Genomic DNA, 16,293 nt, shown 5'->3' on the forward strand with positions numbered 1-16,293 from the left:
GTTCTATTGTGGTATTTCTCCAGCGTCCAGGTGGGCAGTCGCAGTTCTCGCCGTCGTTGAGCGGGCCGCGGCCCCGGGTGCCCGCGCTTCGCGCAGTAGTCGATGCGGTGGCGGCCGATCCGGCGGGGGAGTACGCGGTCGATGAACTGGCTGCCCCGGCGCATCTGAGCCCACGGCATTTGACGAGGCTCTTTCGCGAGGAACTCGGTACGACGCCGGCCAAATACGTCGAGTTGATTCGTTTCGATTCCGCGAAAGCGCTCCTCGATGCCGGTCACTCGGTGACCGAAGCCGCGCGGTTGGCGGGATTCGGCAGTTCGGAATCCCTACGCCGAGCATTTTCGATGCATCTCGGAATCTCGCCGCAGGTGTACCGTCGTCGTTTTCAAGCTTTCGGCTGAGACTGACTCTCGTGCTTGCCTTGTGGCGGGCTCATGCCCTGCTTGTCGAGCCAGACAAGGCTGTAGTCCGCGATTTCACGCCAGCCGTGGTCGATGGTCAGAGAATGCCCCCGATCGCCGAAGACCTTGTATTCGTTGATCGTCGGGGCCTTGGCGTACTTCTTGAACGAGCTGTCCGAACTGGCTTTCGGGACTGTGCGATCCTTGCCGCCGCCGATCATCAGAAGGGGTCCACGTTGCGCGTTGAAATCCACTACAGCGGGGCTGTGAGGCGCGAAGTTGGCGAGTGCTGCCTCGAACAACGGCCGACCAGGGGCGGGAATCGCATACTGCTCGAACAAGGCGTCGGACTCGTCCTTGGACACGGCGCTGGCAAAGGACTTGTGAAACGACTCTCTGTTGTGTGAGTATGCCTTCCGGTAATTCCCGGGGTTGGACAGGACCGGGAAGACGCTGCCCAGTTGAACGAGGGGAAGTTTCAACACCCCTTTGGGCTGAGCCGGGTCGATGGCAATTGCCGCGGTCGCCAACTTCTGGCCCAGCAGTTTCTGCGCGATCAAACCTCCGAACGAATGCCCCACCACGATCGGTGGTTCGTCGAGATCGGCGATCACCTTGGCGTAGTGATCGGTCACGTCGTCGATGCCGTGTCCCGCGATGTCCTCCGGGTGTTCACGCGTCTCACCCACCGTCGACGCGTCCCCTGGCCACCCCGGCGCCATCGTGGGGTACCCCTGCGCGTTGAAAACCTGCGCCCAGGGATCCCAGGTAGTCGGGTGCATCCAGAGTCCGTGGATGAACAGAACAGTCGGGTTGGACTTGGGCGACATGCGCGCTCCCCGCTATCGGACCGATGATCGATACGGGATGCGGATGCCCGCTTTTTGCAACCTCACGCACATTTTCGGCGAGCTTTTCCGTCGGGTCGTTCCGTTCTGTTGTGCGAAGATGGCACGATCGTGGAATGGCACCAACTGGATCTGCGAAGGCGATGGCACTGTGGACGACCGCTTTTGTTGTCTCACAAGCGAATATTGCTCGCCTACTCGGGCCGGTGGCTCCCAAAGTATTGGAAGTGCAGACGGCGTTCTCCGCTCGCCGGTACGTCGAGATCTTGGACTCCATGGACGCGGAGGCCACGGAGCGATTTCGTAGTCACTACTACCCCGACTTCGTACATCCCGCGATCTACGCGATGGCTTTGCGGTCAGCGGGCACGAGGCTCGGGGAGCGGGTTCCCCTTTCCTCCGCAACTCGGCGCGTCCTTGCCGTCGCGCCGGTACTGTCGGCGGCCGGCGACTACGTCGAGAACGTGGTCGGACTCCATTTCCTCGATCATCGCGACAGCATCACCGACTCGGGGGTTCGCGCCGCTTCGACCGTCAGTATCGCCAAATGGGTGCTCGCACTCGGAACGCTCGGATATTTGTCGCAGGGTTTTGTCAGAGTATGGGTATCGCGAATGTGAGGAGCACTGATGGCAGTCGAACTCGATACCGAATACTTCGCAGACGGAGAAGAGTTCCGTCGATGGCTGTCCGAGAATCACGAGGTGGTCCCCGGCCTTTGGCTGAAAATGGCCAAGAAGACCTCGTCGCACAGCTCGATCGACTACGACCAAGCGTTGGACGTTGCCCTGTGCTTCGGCTGGATCGACAGCCTCGCACGGCGAATCGACGACGATTTCTTCGTACAGAAGTTTTCGCGACGCACCGCGCGGAGTCCGTGGTCCAAACGCAACGTCGAGATCGTCGCCCGCCTCGACGCCGCGGGACTTCTCGAGCCATCCGGCATCGCCGAGATCGAGAAGGCCAAGGCCGACGGTCGCTGGGATCGCGCGTACGAGGGAGCAGCCAAGGCCGAGGTGCCGAAGGACTTTCTCGATGCGGTTGCGGAAAATTCGAAGGCTCGCGAGTTCTACGCGACGCTCAATTCCACCAACCGATTCACCATCGCGTACCGACTGCAGGAGGCAAAGCGTCCGGAGACGCGAGCCAGGCGGATCGAGAAGTTCGTGAACCAACTCGCGGAGGGCAAGAAGTTCTACTGAGCTGACTGGGACGGCTGATCGACTTTCAACGTGGCTGACACAATAGGGCTCGTGATCGAAGCCGAAACCTGTTCCGCGCTGTCTGCCGTCGACGAACCGCTGGCAGGCAGCGCTGCCGTCGTGCGGGGTTGGGTGTGCCTCGAATTCAACGCAGCCTGGGGTCGTGACGTGCTGGACGGAACGGCGTTGGGGGACGAGCTCGCCACCGAGCTGAGCCGACGAGCCGACGCTGCCGAGGTACGAATCATGTTCATTCGGCGACCAGGCCGCACCGATCCGCTGACTGATGGACACACGGTCTTGCTCGCGCGCTCCGATCCGAGCGACTCGTGGTGCGAAAGGTTGCGCATCGATTCACCGATAGACCTACTCGACGTCGATTTCTCCCTGATGGATGGGCCGCCACCAGGATTGGGCGAGCAGGTGACCGAGCCGGTGGTATTCGTCTGCGCTCACGGCAAGCGTGACCAGTGCTGCGCTGTGTTCGGCAGGCCGATTGCCGCAGCGCTGATGTCGTCCTTCGGACCCCAGGTGTGGGAGTGTTCGCATACCGGCGGGCACCGATTTGCGCCGTCGATGATCCTGCTGCCGAGCGGCAATACATACGGCCGTCTGTCCGCAAGTGAGAGTGTCACGGCCGTGGAGATGGCTTCCCGAGATCAGGTCCATTTGCCAGGCCTCCGTGGACGGAGTTGTTGGTCTCCTGCGGGGCAGGCTTCGGAAATTGCTGTGCGACAACAAATCAGCTGTGGAATCGACGACTTGGCTGTCATCGAGCAGGCGAGTGACGGGACATGCGTCGTCGCACATGTGGACGGCCGGCGATGGGCGGTGGAGACTGCAATCTCCGAACTCGCGCCGCGTCCACCGAGTTGCGGCGCGGCGCCCAAGCCGGTCAGGCCGGTTGTCGTCACATCGATTCGAGACCTGTGATTCCCTCGACGGTTTTATACGATCAGTCTTGATGAACTCGGGCGTGGGTCAGCGCTACTGCAACAGGAGCGCAATGACTGCGGGCGGTAATTGACGTTGTCCGAGGAGGTTTACTCGTTGGCATCCGTCGAGTTCGACTGCGATCCGCGTGCCCCCCGATCCGTCGGGACGAAGTACGTCGATCGAAGCGATGCGTTGAGCGACGAGATCGCATGGGCCTGCCGGTGGCGCGGTGGATGCAACCTCCATCAGATCCGTACTCTGCTGGCGTGACAAGCGGATTCGGGACTCGGGCAGCGGTGGTTCGGTGGAATAGCGGCACACCTGGAGCCGGCCGACATCGAAAATCGGCGTAGTCAAGGCTGTTTCGGTTAATGGGCGTATGTACGTGTCGTCGTACGCTGCCATGCGATCCACGTCAGTTTCAGTGGTCGTTTCGAAGAGCTGTCCGATCGACTCCGCGCAGGTTCCGGCGTCATCGGAGGATATGCCGGCGACCAGATGCTGCTCGCGGCTGGCCTCATGTAATTGGCTCAGGGCTACGTATGGTTGCTCTTGCAGGCCACACGGCTCGGTCGGCCAGGTAGGTCGTATGGCCGCTCCGGCTTCGTCCAGCAGCCACAAACCGGCTGGCAAGAGGTGGCGGTATGCGCAACTGGCCTGGACGTTGGCAGGGAATCGACGAGACTGTTCGCGAAATGCATCGTCCACCGCGTCTATGTCACCCTCTAGGCGTACGGCGTCGATCGTTAACCCACCGTCGGATGCTTCTCCGCGTTCGCATCGAACAACGGCAACGGGGCTGAAATCAGGAGGTGGGTAACCACTTCCCTCAGGGCGAAGAGCGGTGCTGCTGTCGCGTGTCTCGGGGGCTACAAGCGCAGCAGTGATATCAGGGGCGAGACAGTCTGCCCGATCGACCGCCGTCGCGACCGGTGGAGTGAAAGATTCATAGTCCCGAACGCTGGTCCAAACCAGCGCAACGGCGACGACACTGACGACGACGATAAAGACCCCAGCTATGAAACGTCCACTCATACAGGAACACTATGTGCCTTTGCGATGGAATGAGGCGAAGTCTCGACCAGTGCCGGTGCGAAGTAGCATCGCAGCTATGACTGTCGATTTGGTTGCTCCTGACGAGGCCTTGTGGGCGTCCTGGTTGGAGTCGCGTGACGAGTGGGGCGGACCGCAGGCGGATCAGCCCGGTTCGGCCTTGGGAGTTGCGCAACGTCTAGATCTCGACCTTGCATCCCGCGATGGATTCGGGCAATGGGTGCAGGAGTTGTTGGCGCAGCCTGAGGCGTTACCAGGGCCCGACATTGTCCCGGCAACCAACTGGTGGATCGTTCGAGACGGCAGGTACCTCGGTGCTATCCAGTTGCGGCACAGCTTGAATGAGTTCTTGGCCGATGTCGGTGGCCATATCGGCTACGGGGTCCGGCCGTCGGAACGCCGGAAAGGGATAGCGTCGACCGCTCTGCGGGAGGTGCTCACGTATGCCGGCGACCCGGTGGGGCTCAGTCGCGTCCTGATTACCTGCGACGAATCGAACGCGGGTTCGCGTAAGGCAATCGAAGGGTGTGGTGGTTTACTCGACAGCGTGCGCCCAGCTGATCAGTTGTCGCGCAACCTCGGTCATACGGGAGATACGCTTCGCTACTGGGCAGCCACGGGCCAATCAAGCGTCAGTTGACCGATGTCTGACCGTCAACGGGAAGTCACGGTTGCAGGGTAGGCGACACGGGCTGCGATACTTTCGCTGAGATCTTGGATTTCTGCGGCGAGGACGTCTCGGCTCTTCGTGTCCGACTCGTGAACGAAGGTTGTCGATCCCAGTGTGGCACCGCAATATTCGACGATGCCGCGCTCGATCTGTGTCCGAAAGGCCTCGTACACGCCGTGTCGGTCGAAACTCTCCGCGTCGTCACCTGCGACCGGAATCAGGTGGACGGTGAGTCGGTCCAGTTTCTTCACGAATTCGCTTCCCGGGGTGAATTCGTACGCCCATCCGCTGACGAAGACTCGATCGATCCAACCTTTGAGTAGAGCCGGCATCGACCACCAGTACATAGGAAACACGAGAATCAGATCGTCTGCACGATCGATTCGGTCCTGCTCGGCTACAACATCAGCCGGGGGAGTCCCGTTGCCGCGGAAAAGGTTCACATCGGCTTCGGAGAATCGGGGATCGAAATTTTCGGCATGTAGGTCCGCGACGTCGACGTCGCCGCCCAGGTTGCGGATCGCGTCGGCGGTAGAACGGGCGACATGCTGGGTAAGTGACTGTGGATCGGAGTGGGAGACTACGACGAGTGTGGTCATGAGCGTTCCTTCGGTAGATGGTGCGCTTATGTACTAAGAGTAGGTTACTATTGGTATATAGCGCAAGGAGGTGTCCGATGGCACGTACGAGACTGTCGCGGGCCGGCAGGTACGAACAACTCGTGGAGGTGTCGTGGGCATTGGTGCGAGAGGAGGGCGCGGACGCGCTGACCCTCGGCCGGTTGGCTGAACGTGCCGGCGTTGCAAAGCCGGTTGTCTACAGCCATTTCGCCTCCCGCGCCGCGTTGTTGGCGGCCCTCTTCAAGGAATTCGACGATCGTCAGACGGTGATGCTCGAGGAGTATCTCGATGCCGCGGATGAGTCCTTGAGCGGACGCGCGAATGCCATCGCCGACTCCTACGTCGGATGTTCGCTGGCGCAGGGGCGTGAGCTGACGGGTGTGCTTGCAGCGCTGGAGGGTTCGCCCGAACTGGAGCGGGTCAAGCGTGAATCGGAACACGCCTACTCCGAACGATGTCGGGAGGTGCTGACTCCCTTTGGTGCAGCCGGCGGACTTGCGCAACCTTCGATGACTGCAATATTCGGTGCTGCAGAGGCACTCTCGCACGCGGCGGTAGCGGGAGCGCTCTCGCCCGACGAGGCTCGGAGCGAACTTGCCGCACTGATTGTCGCGGTGGTCGGCCGGACCTGAGGTCACCGGGTATGCGGGCGGTCTTGATCGAGCCGCCCAGGTTCGTCATCGACTGACGTGCCCATCCAGTTCGACGCGCTCACGCATGGATTTCGAGACTGCTGTCAGAGTTTGGACGAACGCGTCGATCGCCGGAGCATGTGGAGGTTTCCCGTAGGTCGCGACGGAGATGGTGCGTCGCTCGTCGGGAATACGGTGCGCGCGGATATTCGGATTCTGATGTGCCTGGAGAGCGAGAGCGGGAAGGGTGCTTATGCCGTTTCCGGAGGCGACCAGAGCTTGGACAGCGACGTAGTCGTCGGTCTCGAACTCGATCCGCGGAATGAATCCAGCTCGATTGCAAGCGGTGAGGAGGTGGGCTCGGCAGCTCGGGCAACCGGCAATCCAGGTCTCACCGGCGTAGTCCGTGATCTCGTTGGCAGCATCTGCATTCCGCGCAGAGGTGATCAGGTACAACGGATCTTCCAGCAAAGTCGTCTGCGCGACATGCTTGAGCCCGACGTCAGGGGTGTCCTCGTGTGCGAAGACAACCGCTACGTCGACATCGTTGTTACGAAGCATTGCAAGTGCTTTGGGTGGTTCTGCATCAACGAGGCTGATGGACACATCGGGGTACTGGGACGTGAACGCTGCCATCGCCTGCGGAATCAAACTCGCCAGGGCTGACGGGAATGCGGCCAGTCGTACCCGCCCGGCCCTCAGCCCTGCGTATGTCTGGACTTCGGCTACCGCTGCGTCGACGTGGCCGAGGATCTCTGTGGCTCGCCGAACCAGCACTGCGCCGGCTTCCGTCAGGCGCAGTCCACGACCCGCTCGCTGGAACAGTGGAACCCCGACTTCCGATTCGAGCTGTCGAAGGTGGTGACTGATGGAGGGCTGCGCGTAACCGAGAGAATCGGCGGCGGCTGTCACCGATCCTTCCTGCGCAACAGCGACCAAGACCCTCAGCCGAATTAGATCGAGCATGCCGAAATCATAGAAGATTTCGATGCTTTTGACGAAAACACGTATTGGATCTATGAATCGGTGTTTGGCAGGGTGAATCACATGGCACCGGCACCTGATCTCGCGGCATCAAACCAGCTACATCCACCCGTCTGGGCTGACATCGAGCGTGCCAGTCAGGTCGTGCGACGGCATCTACCGGTGACGCCCCTGATATCGCACCCGACCTTGGGCGCGGGCTCGTGCAGCCAATTGTTCGTCAAACACGAGAACGTGCACCCCACGGGTGCGTTCAAGGTTCGCGGTGGACTGAATCTGGTGGCAGGACTGGATGAGGCGACGCGGGCGCGGGGGATTGTCGGCTACTCGACCGGAAACCACGCTCAATCCTTGGCGTATGCAGCAGCGGGTGCGGGCGTGCGGTGTGTGATCGTCATGCCGGTTGGGGCGAATTCAGTCAAGGCTCACGCTGTCCGCATGCTCGGAGCCGAGCTCATCGAGCACGGCGTGAATTTCGACGAGGCGCGTGCTCACGCCGAGTTCATCAGCGAACGTGACGGCCTGCGTCTCGTCAGTGCCGCCAATGAGCCGGCCATACTTGCCGGTGTCGCTACGGCTTACGTCGAACTCGTCGAACAACAACCCGATCTGGACGCGGTGGTAGTCCCAGTCGGTGGCGGCAGCGGTGCTGCGGCGGCGTGTCTCGTCGCCAGTGCGCTCGCACCGCACCTAGAGGTGTTCGCAGTGCAGTCGGAGGCCGCGCGAGCCGCACATGACTCGTGGAGTTCAGGTACGTGCGTCGAGCGCCCGAACACCACCCGCGTCGAAGGGCTTGCGACTGGTGCCGGGTTCACACTGACTCAACGTGTTTTGCGTGAACGGCTCGGAGGCTTCCTGCTCGTCACGGACGACGACATCACGCTCGCGCAGCGGGCGTTGCTCTACGACGCTCACACTTTGAGTGAAGGCGCCGGTGCGGCTGCACTTGCTGCGGTCTATGCGCATCCGAGCACCTTCGCTGGCAAGCGCGTTGCCGTCGTCTGCACGGGCGCCAATGCCTCCGAGAACGAGATCCGCAGGATCGTCGGCTAACCGATGGCATGATCGGAACCATGTGCCAGTTTGGTAGGGCGGCACCAATTCTGCATCGCGTATGTGTGTCTGGAACAAGATTTCGCTTCCACGATTGAGCAGAGTGAACAGGGTCGCATCTTGCGACAACAAGGCCACCGTGGAGGAGACGTGATGCTGCCGACAATCGTCGTTCGGGACGGGACTGTGCTCGATGGTAGAGGGAGCCCGCCCAGGAAAGCGGACGTTGCGATCGCGGGTGACACGATCGTGGAAGTCGGAACGATCGGTGCTGTGCCGGGAGCGATCGACATCGATGCTCGCGGTTGCATGGTGGCTCCCGGTTTTGTGAATGTGCTCAGTCATAGTTACCTCACGCTGCAGCAAGACCCGCGAGGATTGTCGGACTTGTATCAGGGGGTCACAACTCAAGTCTTCGGTGAAGGCGTGTCTCTCGGACCGGTCACGGGATCGATGACTCCGGCGATGCTCGGATTGGGTGCGATTCCACCTGGGGTGCAATCACATTGGCCGAGGTTGCACGATTTTCTCAAATCGTTGGAGACGGACGGCGTCGGTTTCAATGTGGCGAGCTTCGTCGGCGCAGCGAATCTGCGCATGGTGGTTGCGGGTGTGGACAATCGTCTGTTGAGCGAACAAGAGCTGGCCGAAGCGTGCGCCCTGCTCGACGAGGAGCTTGAAGATGGAGCTCTCGGAGTTGGTTCGGCTCTGATATATCCACCCGGAAGCTATGCGGATACCGGCGAGTTGCGAGCATTGTCGCGGGTGCTCGCCAGGCATGATGCCGTCCATATCTGCCACCTTCGAAGTGAAGGGCAAAGGTTTCTCGAAAGCATCGAGGAACTGATCGACATCGCTCGAACGACAGGAGCGCGCGCGGAAATCTATCACCTCAAGGTTGCTGGTAAGTCGCACTGGCACAAAATGTCCGATGCCTTGCAATTGGTTGAGTCGGCTCGAGAGGACGGTGTGCGAATCACCGCGGACGTGTATCCGTACGAAGCAGGAAACACGCTGCTCAGTGCCGCGTTGCCACCGGAGTTTCGCTGTCGTGACACGACGGCCGGGCGCACGCAACTGAACTCGACCGGTGTCCGAGACAAGATCCGCGAGAGGATCCATCGAGAGGACGAGGACTGGGAGAATCTCTTCGCTGCGTCCGGAGGTGCCGATGGGGTGGTGATCTTGTCCGAGGTACCGGCACTCGGTATCCGAGCGGGGGAGGCACTGGGGTCTATTGCTCGGAGGATGGGGCATCACGACCCGGTGGACACGATGCTGGCTGTTCTCGACGCTCTTCCCACCGCCGAAGCTGCCTATTTCATTGCATCGGAGGAAAACACGCGAACAGCTTTCGAGCGTCCCTGGGTTTCGGTTGGTTCCGATGCCGATGCTCAGAGCACGGAGACCCGTTTCGCGGGGCAACCCGTGCACCCCCGTTCATTCGGAACCTTCGCCCGTATCCTGAGCCGCTACACCCGCGGCATTGGCGGACAATCAGTCGAGGAATGCGTTCGCCGAATGACCAGCCTTCCCACTGAAAACTTCGGTTTGACGAAACGGGGCTACATTGCACCAGGGGGATACGCCGATCTGGCCATCTTCGACCCCTCGCAGGTAGAGGATCTCGCGACATATGACAACCCAAGGGCATATGCGACCGGAATGCGGCACGTTCTGGTGAATGGACAACCGGCGCTGTCGGACGGGGTGCCGACGGGGAAGCTTGCAGGGCGCGCACTTCGGCGCTCGCGCAACGGGTTCGATGCAGTCAGGTGACAACCTGGCGCCGAGGTCAGGTCCAGATCGGCGAAGTGGCCCCTGCTGGGAACCACCTTCAGCGGCCACTTCGGCGAACAGCGTGACAGCCCTCAGAATTTCGCCGGGGTCTGCGGAACGATCATGGCCACCAATGCCGCCGCAGCCGTCGCTCCGACCAGGACTCCGAACGCGGCCATATACGAGAACTGGTCCACCATCCATCCCATCACGAGTGGGGTGATGAAACCGGCAAGCTGTCCACAACCGTTGATCAAACCCATTCCGGAACCGAGGAATTCGGCGGGCAATGCCCGCAACGGGAGGGCGAAGATCGACATCGAGCACAGTCCGCTGACGCCCATCGCGAGGGTTTGATAGAAGGTGAACATCGCGACGGTATCGGTGGTAGTCATCAAGAACAGCAGAACGGCGGAGGTGGCCATGCACGGAACGAGCAGAATGCGCGCGCTGTCGTGAAAGTACTTGTCCACCAGACGTCCACCGACGACGATGGCCAATGCCGTGACGATGAACGGGATCGCCGCGAAGATTCCCGTATCGATCAGCGAGAGCCCCTTTTCGTTGAGGAGGTAGCTCGGCACCCAGGTCAACAGCCCATATCCGGCCATGTTGGCCAGGCAGAACAGAAGTGCGAACTTCCAGACCGAAACGGACTTGAATACCGCGGCGCGTGAGTGTTCACTGGCGAGCGGTTGCAGTGCGGCCTCCGGATCTTCCGTGATCTCTGTGTCCAACGGCGCCGGGAGCACCAACCAGACGACTGTGCCGATCACGGCGCCGACTATGGCCACCAGCCAAAATGCGTCCCGCCAACCGACGGCCATGAGAACTGGGGCGATGATCAATGGTGCGATGCCGGGGCCCAGGTTGTTTGCACCGATCATGAAGCCCATGGCCGTGGCGCGAGTTTTCGGACGGGTTCGCTCAGCCAGAGCTTTGAACGACGCTGCTGGGAAGAGACCCTGGCTGAGCCCGAACATCGCACGCATGACCATCAGCGAGACGAGTCCCCAGGCGAATCCTGTCATTGCGGTGAACACCGACCACAGGATCAACGCAACGATCAACAGTGGCCGGGGTCCGAATCGGTCGGCCAGCATGCCGCCGGGGACCTGCCCGAGCATGTAAAAGATGGCGAAGATCGACACGACTCCGCCCAATTGCGTATTACTGAGGGAGAATTCGTCTCCGATCATCGGCAGTGCAAGCCCGATCATCACGCGATCTATCATGTCGATCATCCAGATCGTACTGAGCAGCCCAACAGTCATAGTCGTTGTTCGACGAATTGACTTGTTGTCCAATATGTTTTGTATCGACTTGCCGCCGCTATGCGAGGGTTCCTCAACTGTGGCGCGTTCCGACTTCATCATGCCTCCTGAATTGCGTTGTGCCGCATGGACTGATGAAGTGTGGCAGCGGACACGTTGGCCGCATTGGTCCGTTCGGCCAATAACCGACCGAATGTTTCGTCGGGCGGTACAGCGTCACTCGGGTGAGATTCCGGGTGACGCTGTCACCAGAGCTTTAACTGCACAAAGCTCTGTCCACGGTGTCTACGACGTGTTGCGTGGCGGACGCAGTCGAGGGAAGAGCAGTCACCGCAAGGTTTACGGCGCGCCCGTTGTCGGTGATGCCGCCGCGGGTCTCGTAACCGACTATGTCGCCGCCATGGCCCCAGTAGACCCCGCCGCACGAGAGAGTCCTGCTGGTGAGGCCGAGGCCGTATTCGAGTCCGGTGGGCCCGCCGACGTGGACGGTGGTACGCATCTGATCGAGTTCGGCTGTGGGGAGCAGTCGTCCGTCGAGTAGCGCGTAGAGGAACTGGTTGAGGTCCGAGGTGGTGGAGATCAGCTGCCCTGCGGCCCATCCCCACGACGGGTCCATCTCTGTGACGTCACTCAGTGGGCTGTCTGGTGCTGTGCGGTGGTAGCCCTTGGGATGGGGACCCCGGATGGTCATGTCGCCGGGCGGTGGGAAGTAGGTGTCGCGCAGGCCGATCGGCGCGAAGATAAGTCGATTCATCTCCTCTGTGAGGGGGCGCCCGGTAACCTTCTGTACGAGTAGGCCGGCCAGAATGTAGTTGGTGTTGCTGTACCCCCAAGTCGCCCCGGGCGGTGCGTCGGCGGGGTGCTGGAAGGCAATATCGAGCAAGTCGTGGGGGTCGGCGTAGCGGTATCTGATCTCTTCGTCATTGACGTGTATTCCGTACTCGGGGAGTCCGCTGGTGTGCTGGAGGAGTTGGCGGATGGTGATGTTGTGGCCGTCGATCCCGTCTCCGCGGACGAGTCCGGGTAGGTAGGTCTCGATGGGGGTGTCGAGTTCGATCTTTCCTTCGGCGACCAGTTGCAGGACCACTACTGCGGTGAAGGTTTTGGTGTTGCTGCCGATCCGTATCTGGCCGTTGTGCGGTACCTCTGATCCGGTGGTCAGGTCACCGACTCCTGCGGTGTAGTTGCGGGAGTTGCCGTTTCGGTCTTGGATGCTTGCGAGGGCGGCGGGTAGTCCGTCCTCGCTCACCAGCGCGTCGAGGGAGCGTTGAACCGCGTCGGACTCGGTGGAGGAAGAACCGACGGTATCGGGACTGAGGGCGGATGACGGCGAGCAGGACGCCAGCGTCATGGCACCGAGGGCCACCGCGGTAACGACCGAAAAGGTCCGGTGCCGTTTGCGGTCTTGCCGGCGATCTGAGGAAGGGAAGCCCTTTCGAATATTGTTACGCATCAGTAGAACTCCTGAGGATTGGTAGGGTTTGGGACATCGTTCGCTCGGGAAGAATTGTTGTTCGATGTTGCGTGCGAAGTCGTGCACGAACATGTTTCCTTCACCCCTCGCACATCGCTGCGTCGACAACTCGCTGTGCTGCTACGAAGGCGTCCTCGCTCATCGGGATGTGATTGAGGGTGAGAGTCACAGCGCGTCCTGTGGTATCGACTCCGCCCGAGGTGCCGAAGCCGGGAATTCCGCCGCCGTGACCCCAGATCTCCTTCCCGCAGGAGCTGTTCACGCGGACTAGTCCGAGTCCGTAGCTGTCCTGCGGGCTCCTGTCGAACGGCACGGTGTGTTTCATCTCGGCGAGCCTGTCATTCGAGACGAGATCGCCGCGTAGCAAAGCCGTGAAGAAAGTGTTGAGGTCGGCGCCCGTTGCGACCATCGCACCTGCGGTGTCAGCCCACGACACGTCGCCATCGGTGACATCGACCTGAATGCCGTCAATCGGGTGATAGCCCTGTGCATGAGAACCGCGGATCTGTGTCTCGCGGGAGGCGGGAAAATAGGTGTCCATCAGTCCGAGCGGATCGATTATGCGGGTGGTGATCTCCTGCGCGGCAGGGCGTCCGGTGACCTTCTCGATGAGCATCCCGAGCAGAATGTAGTTCGTGTTCGAATAGACAGCCTTGTCTTTGGCTGCCGGGCCGGGTGGAAGAGACATCGCGATATCGACCAGTTCAGTGGGGGAGAAGTGCTCCGATGGTTGTGCGCTTGTCCCCACCAGCAGCTGGCCGGGCTTGATGTCTTCCGGCCGTGCTCCGCCGGCGGCGAGGTAGTCCGTCAGTCCACTGGTGTGCTGCAAGAGATCTCGAATGGTGACTCGGTTGCCGTCGTTCCCGTTGCCTACGACCGTTCCGGGCAGGTAGTGCTCGATGCTCATATCGAGGTCGAGCAGTCCGTCGTCGACGAGTTGCATGACGACGGTCGAGACGAAGGCCTTTGTGTTGCTGCCGATTCGGACCCGCGCATCATCGGGGATAGGCTCGCCGGTGGCGGTGTTTCCCATTCCTGCACGAATGATGCGAGTGCCCCGCGACGGGTCGGAGATCACGAGTTGTGCGCCGGGGATCCCCTGTTCGATGACGCCGTCGAGCGCCTGTTGCACGGCAGCGTCGCTTTGCCGAGTGGAATCAGTGGCGTCACCACATCCGCTCACGCCCAAGATGAGGGCTGCAGCGGTGACTGCCGGAAGCACGGTGAGCAGGGGGCGACGTCGAAGGGTGGTCATTGGTTGTGGTCTCCTGTTCGTCGGATCTCATGGTGAGTTCCACATGCAGAGAACAGTATTGACGTGCGTACGCGTCCTCCATGGTGCGAAGTGCAGTCTCTCGGTTGTGCGCGCCGGAGCGCAAGGGGTGTAGCTGGCTGCACCTCGGAGCCCGGCCTCTCGCGGCTGACACTGTCGGTTTGACGAGTTATATACTGGCCGAACGTAATCGGGTCGCTCGCGAGTTGCACGACTCGATCGGGCACACGCTCACCGCCGCCACGATCCAGGCGGCCGTGGCGGGCGAGGTGCTCGCCTCCGATCCTGCCGCCGCGAGGGCCGCCATGCGTAGCATCGAGGAGTCGACACGTGCTGCGCTCGAGGACCTGGACTACGTACTGGGCGTACTTCGCGAGGAGAGATCTGGGGCTGTACCTTCGCGGACGCTGTCGGACTTGCCCGACTTGATTGAGCGGTTGCGGCATGCGGGTGCAATTGTGGAGGTGAACCTGTCTGGTGACCTTTCAGAGATCCAGGGGACACTCTCTCGCGCGGCGTACCGGATCATGCAAGAGGGGACGACCAATGCTCTGCGGCACGGGGACAGCGGGCCGATCGAAATCACGGTGGCGCTCGCGCCGGAGAGCGTCGAGCTCAGAGTGGTCAACTGCATCGGGGCAGTGGCCGAGGGAAACGCAGACGTAGTTCGAAGATCAGGGCGCGGCCTGGCAGGTCTGGCCGAGCGCGTGCGACTCTTGAACGGCGAGTTCAAGGCTGGACCGGACGGAGCCCAGTGCTGGCGGTTGAGTGTTCAGTTGCCGGTACGGGTGGCACGATGACTGAAGCCAATTGGAGTGAGGACGCCTCCAACCCTGCAAGCATGCCAGTCACGCTGCTGATTGCGGATGACGACGACGTTACCCGCAGCGGCCTGCGTATGCTGCTCGCAGCTCAGCCCGGGATTGTGGTCGTCGGCGAGGCCTCCGGCGGTATCGAAGCAGTGGAGCTTTCGCGGCAACTTCGTCCGGATGTGGTGCTGATGGACGTGCGGATGCCGCTGCGCAACGGTATAGAGGCAACTCGACACCTCCAGGTCGAGTGCACCGAACCGCCGAAAGTCTTGGTAATCACCACTTTCGAAAACGATGGCTACGTCACGGCCGCACTCAGTGCGGGCGCGAGTGGCTTCGTACTGAAGCGGCTCCCAGTCCCGCAGATCGCAGCGGCAGTACGTGTAGTGGCGGCGGGCGAAGTGATCCTGTTCCCTGCCGCGCTGCGCCGGATGGCCACGCCCCGCCCATTGGTTTCCGCTGAGGCGTTCCCGAATGCAGCGCTGACAGCAAAGGAGGAAGAGGTATTGCGGTTGATGGCCACCGGGCTGTCCAACTCGGATATTGCTCAGGTTCTGGTGGTGAGCCTGGAGACGGTGAAGACGCACGTTGGAAACGTGCTGACAAAGCTCGGTGCTCAGAATCGGACGCACGCTGTCGTCATCGCCTACGAGTCTGGCCTGGTGGTCCCGGGATCAGGCACCGATACGGAACCCTGTGCAGCTGACGGTTGATTTTTTTCGTCAGCGTGGCGCCGGTGAGGATTCGCCGACTGAACCCAAGGCCCTCGGGTGAGACTAGGACTTGTGTTGCCCCTTGGGGTGCAGGAGTTCTGAAATGCTTATGTGCCCGGGCTTGGGTTCGTTTGGAAGGCTGACCGGCACAAGTCCCATGCTTTCCCGACGCTCGTTGACCGAAAAGACGTACTGGGCAAATTCGGGCTTGACGTGCACATCCGGGAACCGTGCGCGAAGGTCGCCCACGATCTGATAGCCCTCGTCATACCAGTCGAAGACGTTAATCCCTGGACGCCACCGCGGCCGCATCGCGAAACCGTCGATCTCAGTCACAAAGAACTTTTGGAAGCGATCAGTCCACGTCAGTATCTTCTCTCCAAGTTCGTCGTCGATCCCCACTTGGCTCGGGAGAACGTATGCCTGCGGGAAGCGTTGCGGCGGCATGACAATCAATTCCTTCGACGGCCACAGCGAACTGGGATGGCCATGGTCAGGATAGATTCGGATGACTAGCACGGCATATCCCTTGCGGTGGTCAATGCGCTCCGAGGCGAAGTCACGCCACC

Annotated in this window: 17 protein-coding genes and 1 pseudogene; 10 read left to right on the forward strand and 8 right to left on the reverse strand. The window is 61.2% G+C overall.

What is annotated here, in order from left to right; all coding sequences use genetic code 11:
- Nucleotides 1-5: 5 nt before the first annotated feature.
- Nucleotides 6-401: pseudogene (locus R4P65_RS02380) on the forward strand (helix-turn-helix domain-containing protein); the annotation flags it as partial.
- On the opposite strand, the gene R4P65_RS02385 reads toward R4P65_RS02380, so the two are convergent.
- Nucleotides 386-1,231: an alpha/beta hydrolase gene (locus tag R4P65_RS02385; protein ID WP_317825296.1), complete on the reverse strand. Its 846-nt coding sequence runs from the start codon at nucleotides 1,229-1,231 to the stop codon at nucleotides 386-388. The pseudogene R4P65_RS02380 and the gene R4P65_RS02385 sit on opposite strands and share 16 nt — an antisense overlap.
- A 134-nt stretch (nucleotides 1,232-1,365) precedes the next feature.
- Here R4P65_RS02385 and R4P65_RS02390 point away from each other — a divergent pair, with 134 nt between their 5' ends.
- Genes R4P65_RS02390 through R4P65_RS02400 form a run of 3 tightly spaced genes read left to right on the forward strand, consistent with a single transcriptional unit; the run spans nucleotide 1,366 to nucleotide 3,384 of the window.
- The gene (locus R4P65_RS02390; RefSeq protein WP_317825297.1) at nucleotides 1,366-1,869 is read left to right on the forward strand and encodes a hypothetical protein; all 504 of its coding nucleotides are present in this window, start codon (nucleotides 1,366-1,368) and stop codon (nucleotides 1,867-1,869) included.
- A gap of 9 nt (nucleotides 1,870-1,878) precedes the next feature.
- Nucleotides 1,879-2,451 carry a YdeI/OmpD-associated family protein gene (locus tag R4P65_RS02395; protein ID WP_317825298.1) on the forward strand — a complete coding sequence of 191 codons (573 nt, stop codon included), beginning with the start codon at nucleotides 1,879-1,881 and terminating at the stop codon, nucleotides 2,449-2,451.
- Nucleotides 2,452-2,481: 30 nt separating this feature from the next.
- Entirely contained in the window at nucleotides 2,482-3,384 is a 903-nt protein-coding gene (locus R4P65_RS02400; protein ID WP_411742503.1) for a sucrase ferredoxin, read from the forward strand.
- A 54-nt stretch (nucleotides 3,385-3,438) separates the two neighbouring features.
- Here R4P65_RS02400 and R4P65_RS02405 read toward each other — a convergent pair whose 3' ends face one another.
- Nucleotides 3,439-4,422: a hypothetical protein gene (locus R4P65_RS02405; protein WP_317825299.1), complete on the reverse strand. Its 984-nt coding sequence runs from the start codon at nucleotides 4,420-4,422 to the stop codon at nucleotides 3,439-3,441.
- Nucleotides 4,423-4,498: 76 nt separating this feature from the next.
- On the opposite strand from R4P65_RS02405, the gene R4P65_RS02410 reads away from it, so the two are divergent.
- Entirely contained in the window at nucleotides 4,499-5,080 is a 582-nt protein-coding gene (locus R4P65_RS02410; RefSeq protein ID WP_230812317.1) for a GNAT family N-acetyltransferase, read from the forward strand.
- Between the two features lie 14 nt (nucleotides 5,081-5,094).
- Here the strand turns inward: R4P65_RS02410 and R4P65_RS02415 are convergent, their stop codons facing one another.
- Entirely contained in the window at nucleotides 5,095-5,709 is a 615-nt protein-coding gene (locus R4P65_RS02415) for an NAD(P)H-dependent oxidoreductase (protein ID WP_317825300.1), read from the reverse strand.
- A gap of 77 nt (nucleotides 5,710-5,786) precedes the next feature.
- Between R4P65_RS02415 and R4P65_RS02420 the strand changes: the two genes are divergently transcribed.
- The gene (locus tag R4P65_RS02420; protein ID WP_230812319.1) at nucleotides 5,787-6,362 is read left to right on the forward strand and encodes a TetR/AcrR family transcriptional regulator; all 576 of its coding nucleotides are present in this window, start codon (nucleotides 5,787-5,789) and stop codon (nucleotides 6,360-6,362) included.
- 45 nt (nucleotides 6,363-6,407) lie between these two features.
- Here R4P65_RS02420 and R4P65_RS02425 read toward each other — a convergent pair whose 3' ends face one another.
- The gene (locus R4P65_RS02425) at nucleotides 6,408-7,328 is read right to left on the reverse strand and encodes a LysR family transcriptional regulator (protein ID WP_317825301.1); all 921 of its coding nucleotides are present in this window, start codon (nucleotides 7,326-7,328) and stop codon (nucleotides 6,408-6,410) included.
- Nucleotides 7,329-7,409: 81 nt separating this feature from the next.
- Here R4P65_RS02425 and R4P65_RS02430 point away from each other — a divergent pair, with 81 nt between their 5' ends.
- Nucleotides 7,410-8,399 (forward strand): threonine/serine dehydratase, encoded by a 990-nt coding sequence (locus R4P65_RS02430; protein WP_230812321.1) that lies wholly within the window; start codon nucleotides 7,410-7,412, stop codon nucleotides 8,397-8,399.
- A 153-nt stretch (nucleotides 8,400-8,552) separates the two neighbouring features.
- A complete protein-coding gene (locus tag R4P65_RS02435) occupies nucleotides 8,553-10,178 on the forward strand; it encodes a D-aminoacylase (RefSeq protein ID WP_317825302.1) in 1,626 nt (541 codons plus the stop codon).
- Between the two features lie 92 nt (nucleotides 10,179-10,270).
- Here the strand turns inward: R4P65_RS02435 and R4P65_RS02440 are convergent, their stop codons facing one another.
- The 3 genes from R4P65_RS02440 to R4P65_RS02450 all read right to left on the reverse strand — a co-directional run bounded on the left by R4P65_RS02440 (nucleotide 10,271) and on the right by R4P65_RS02450 (nucleotide 14,181).
- The gene (locus R4P65_RS02440) at nucleotides 10,271-11,422 is read right to left on the reverse strand and encodes an MFS transporter (RefSeq protein ID WP_317825303.1); all 1,152 of its coding nucleotides are present in this window, start codon (nucleotides 11,420-11,422) and stop codon (nucleotides 10,271-10,273) included.
- Nucleotides 11,423-11,708: 286 nt separating this feature from the next.
- On the reverse strand, nucleotides 11,709-12,905 hold the full coding sequence (locus R4P65_RS02445) for a serine hydrolase domain-containing protein (RefSeq protein ID WP_317825304.1): 1,197 nt from the start codon (nucleotides 12,903-12,905) through the stop codon (nucleotides 11,709-11,711).
- Nucleotides 12,906-13,005: 100 nt separating this feature from the next.
- Nucleotides 13,006-14,181 (reverse strand): serine hydrolase domain-containing protein, encoded by a 1,176-nt coding sequence (locus R4P65_RS02450; protein ID WP_317825305.1) that lies wholly within the window; start codon nucleotides 14,179-14,181, stop codon nucleotides 13,006-13,008.
- Between the two features lie 179 nt (nucleotides 14,182-14,360).
- Here R4P65_RS02450 and R4P65_RS02455 point away from each other — a divergent pair, with 179 nt between their 5' ends.
- Entirely contained in the window at nucleotides 14,361-14,999 is a 639-nt protein-coding gene (locus R4P65_RS02455; protein WP_317825306.1) for a sensor histidine kinase, read from the forward strand.
- A gap of 41 nt (nucleotides 15,000-15,040) precedes the next feature.
- The gene (locus tag R4P65_RS02460; protein WP_317825542.1) at nucleotides 15,041-15,724 is read left to right on the forward strand and encodes a response regulator transcription factor; all 684 of its coding nucleotides are present in this window, start codon (nucleotides 15,041-15,043) and stop codon (nucleotides 15,722-15,724) included.
- 63 nt (nucleotides 15,725-15,787) lie between these two features.
- On the opposite strand, the gene R4P65_RS02465 is transcribed toward R4P65_RS02460, so the two are convergent.
- Nucleotides 15,788-16,243, reverse strand: coding sequence for a hypothetical protein (locus R4P65_RS02465; protein ID WP_317825307.1), 456 nt, complete (start codon nucleotides 16,241-16,243; stop codon nucleotides 15,788-15,790).
- Nucleotides 16,244-16,293: the final 50 nt, after the last annotated feature.

Origin of the sequence: Rhodococcus sp. IEGM 1318, assembly GCF_033142465.1 — a bacterium.
In the GTDB taxonomy this organism is placed as follows: Bacteria; Actinomycetota; Actinomycetes; order Mycobacteriales; family Mycobacteriaceae; genus Rhodococcus_F; species Rhodococcus_F qingshengii_B.

Bases quoted from the DNA above. Each gene is read 5' to 3' on its own strand.
- R4P65_RS02385 (WP_317825296.1), bottom strand. From the start codon at position 1,231: ATGTCGCCCAAGTCCAACCCGACTGTTCTGTTCATCCACGGACTCTGG.
- R4P65_RS02390 (WP_317825297.1), top strand. From the start codon at position 1,366: ATGGCACCAACTGGATCTGCGAAGGCGATGGCACTGTGGACGACCGCT.
- R4P65_RS02395 (WP_317825298.1), top strand. From the start codon at position 1,879: ATGGCAGTCGAACTCGATACCGAATACTTCGCAGACGGAGAAGAGTTC.
- R4P65_RS02405 (WP_317825299.1), bottom strand. From the start codon at position 4,422: ATGAGTGGACGTTTCATAGCTGGGGTCTTTATCGTCGTCGTCAGTGTC.
- R4P65_RS02410 (WP_230812317.1), top strand. From the start codon at position 4,499: ATGACTGTCGATTTGGTTGCTCCTGACGAGGCCTTGTGGGCGTCCTGG.
- R4P65_RS02415 (WP_317825300.1), bottom strand. From the start codon at position 5,709: ATGACCACACTCGTCGTAGTCTCCCACTCCGATCCACAGTCACTTACC.
- R4P65_RS02420 (WP_230812319.1), top strand. From the start codon at position 5,787: ATGGCACGTACGAGACTGTCGCGGGCCGGCAGGTACGAACAACTCGTG.
- R4P65_RS02425 (WP_317825301.1), bottom strand. From the start codon at position 7,328: ATGCTCGATCTAATTCGGCTGAGGGTCTTGGTCGCTGTTGCGCAGGAA.
- R4P65_RS02430 (WP_230812321.1), top strand. From the start codon at position 7,410: ATGGCACCGGCACCTGATCTCGCGGCATCAAACCAGCTACATCCACCC.
- R4P65_RS02435 (WP_317825302.1), top strand. From the start codon at position 8,553: ATGCTGCCGACAATCGTCGTTCGGGACGGGACTGTGCTCGATGGTAGA.
- R4P65_RS02440 (WP_317825303.1), bottom strand. From the start codon at position 11,422: ATGATCGACATGATAGATCGCGTGATGATCGGGCTTGCACTGCCGATG.
- R4P65_RS02445 (WP_317825304.1), bottom strand. From the start codon at position 12,905: ATGCGTAACAATATTCGAAAGGGCTTCCCTTCCTCAGATCGCCGGCAA.
- R4P65_RS02450 (WP_317825305.1), bottom strand. From the start codon at position 14,181: ATGACCACCCTTCGACGTCGCCCCCTGCTCACCGTGCTTCCGGCAGTC.
- R4P65_RS02460 (WP_317825542.1), top strand. From the start codon at position 15,041: ATGCCAGTCACGCTGCTGATTGCGGATGACGACGACGTTACCCGCAGC.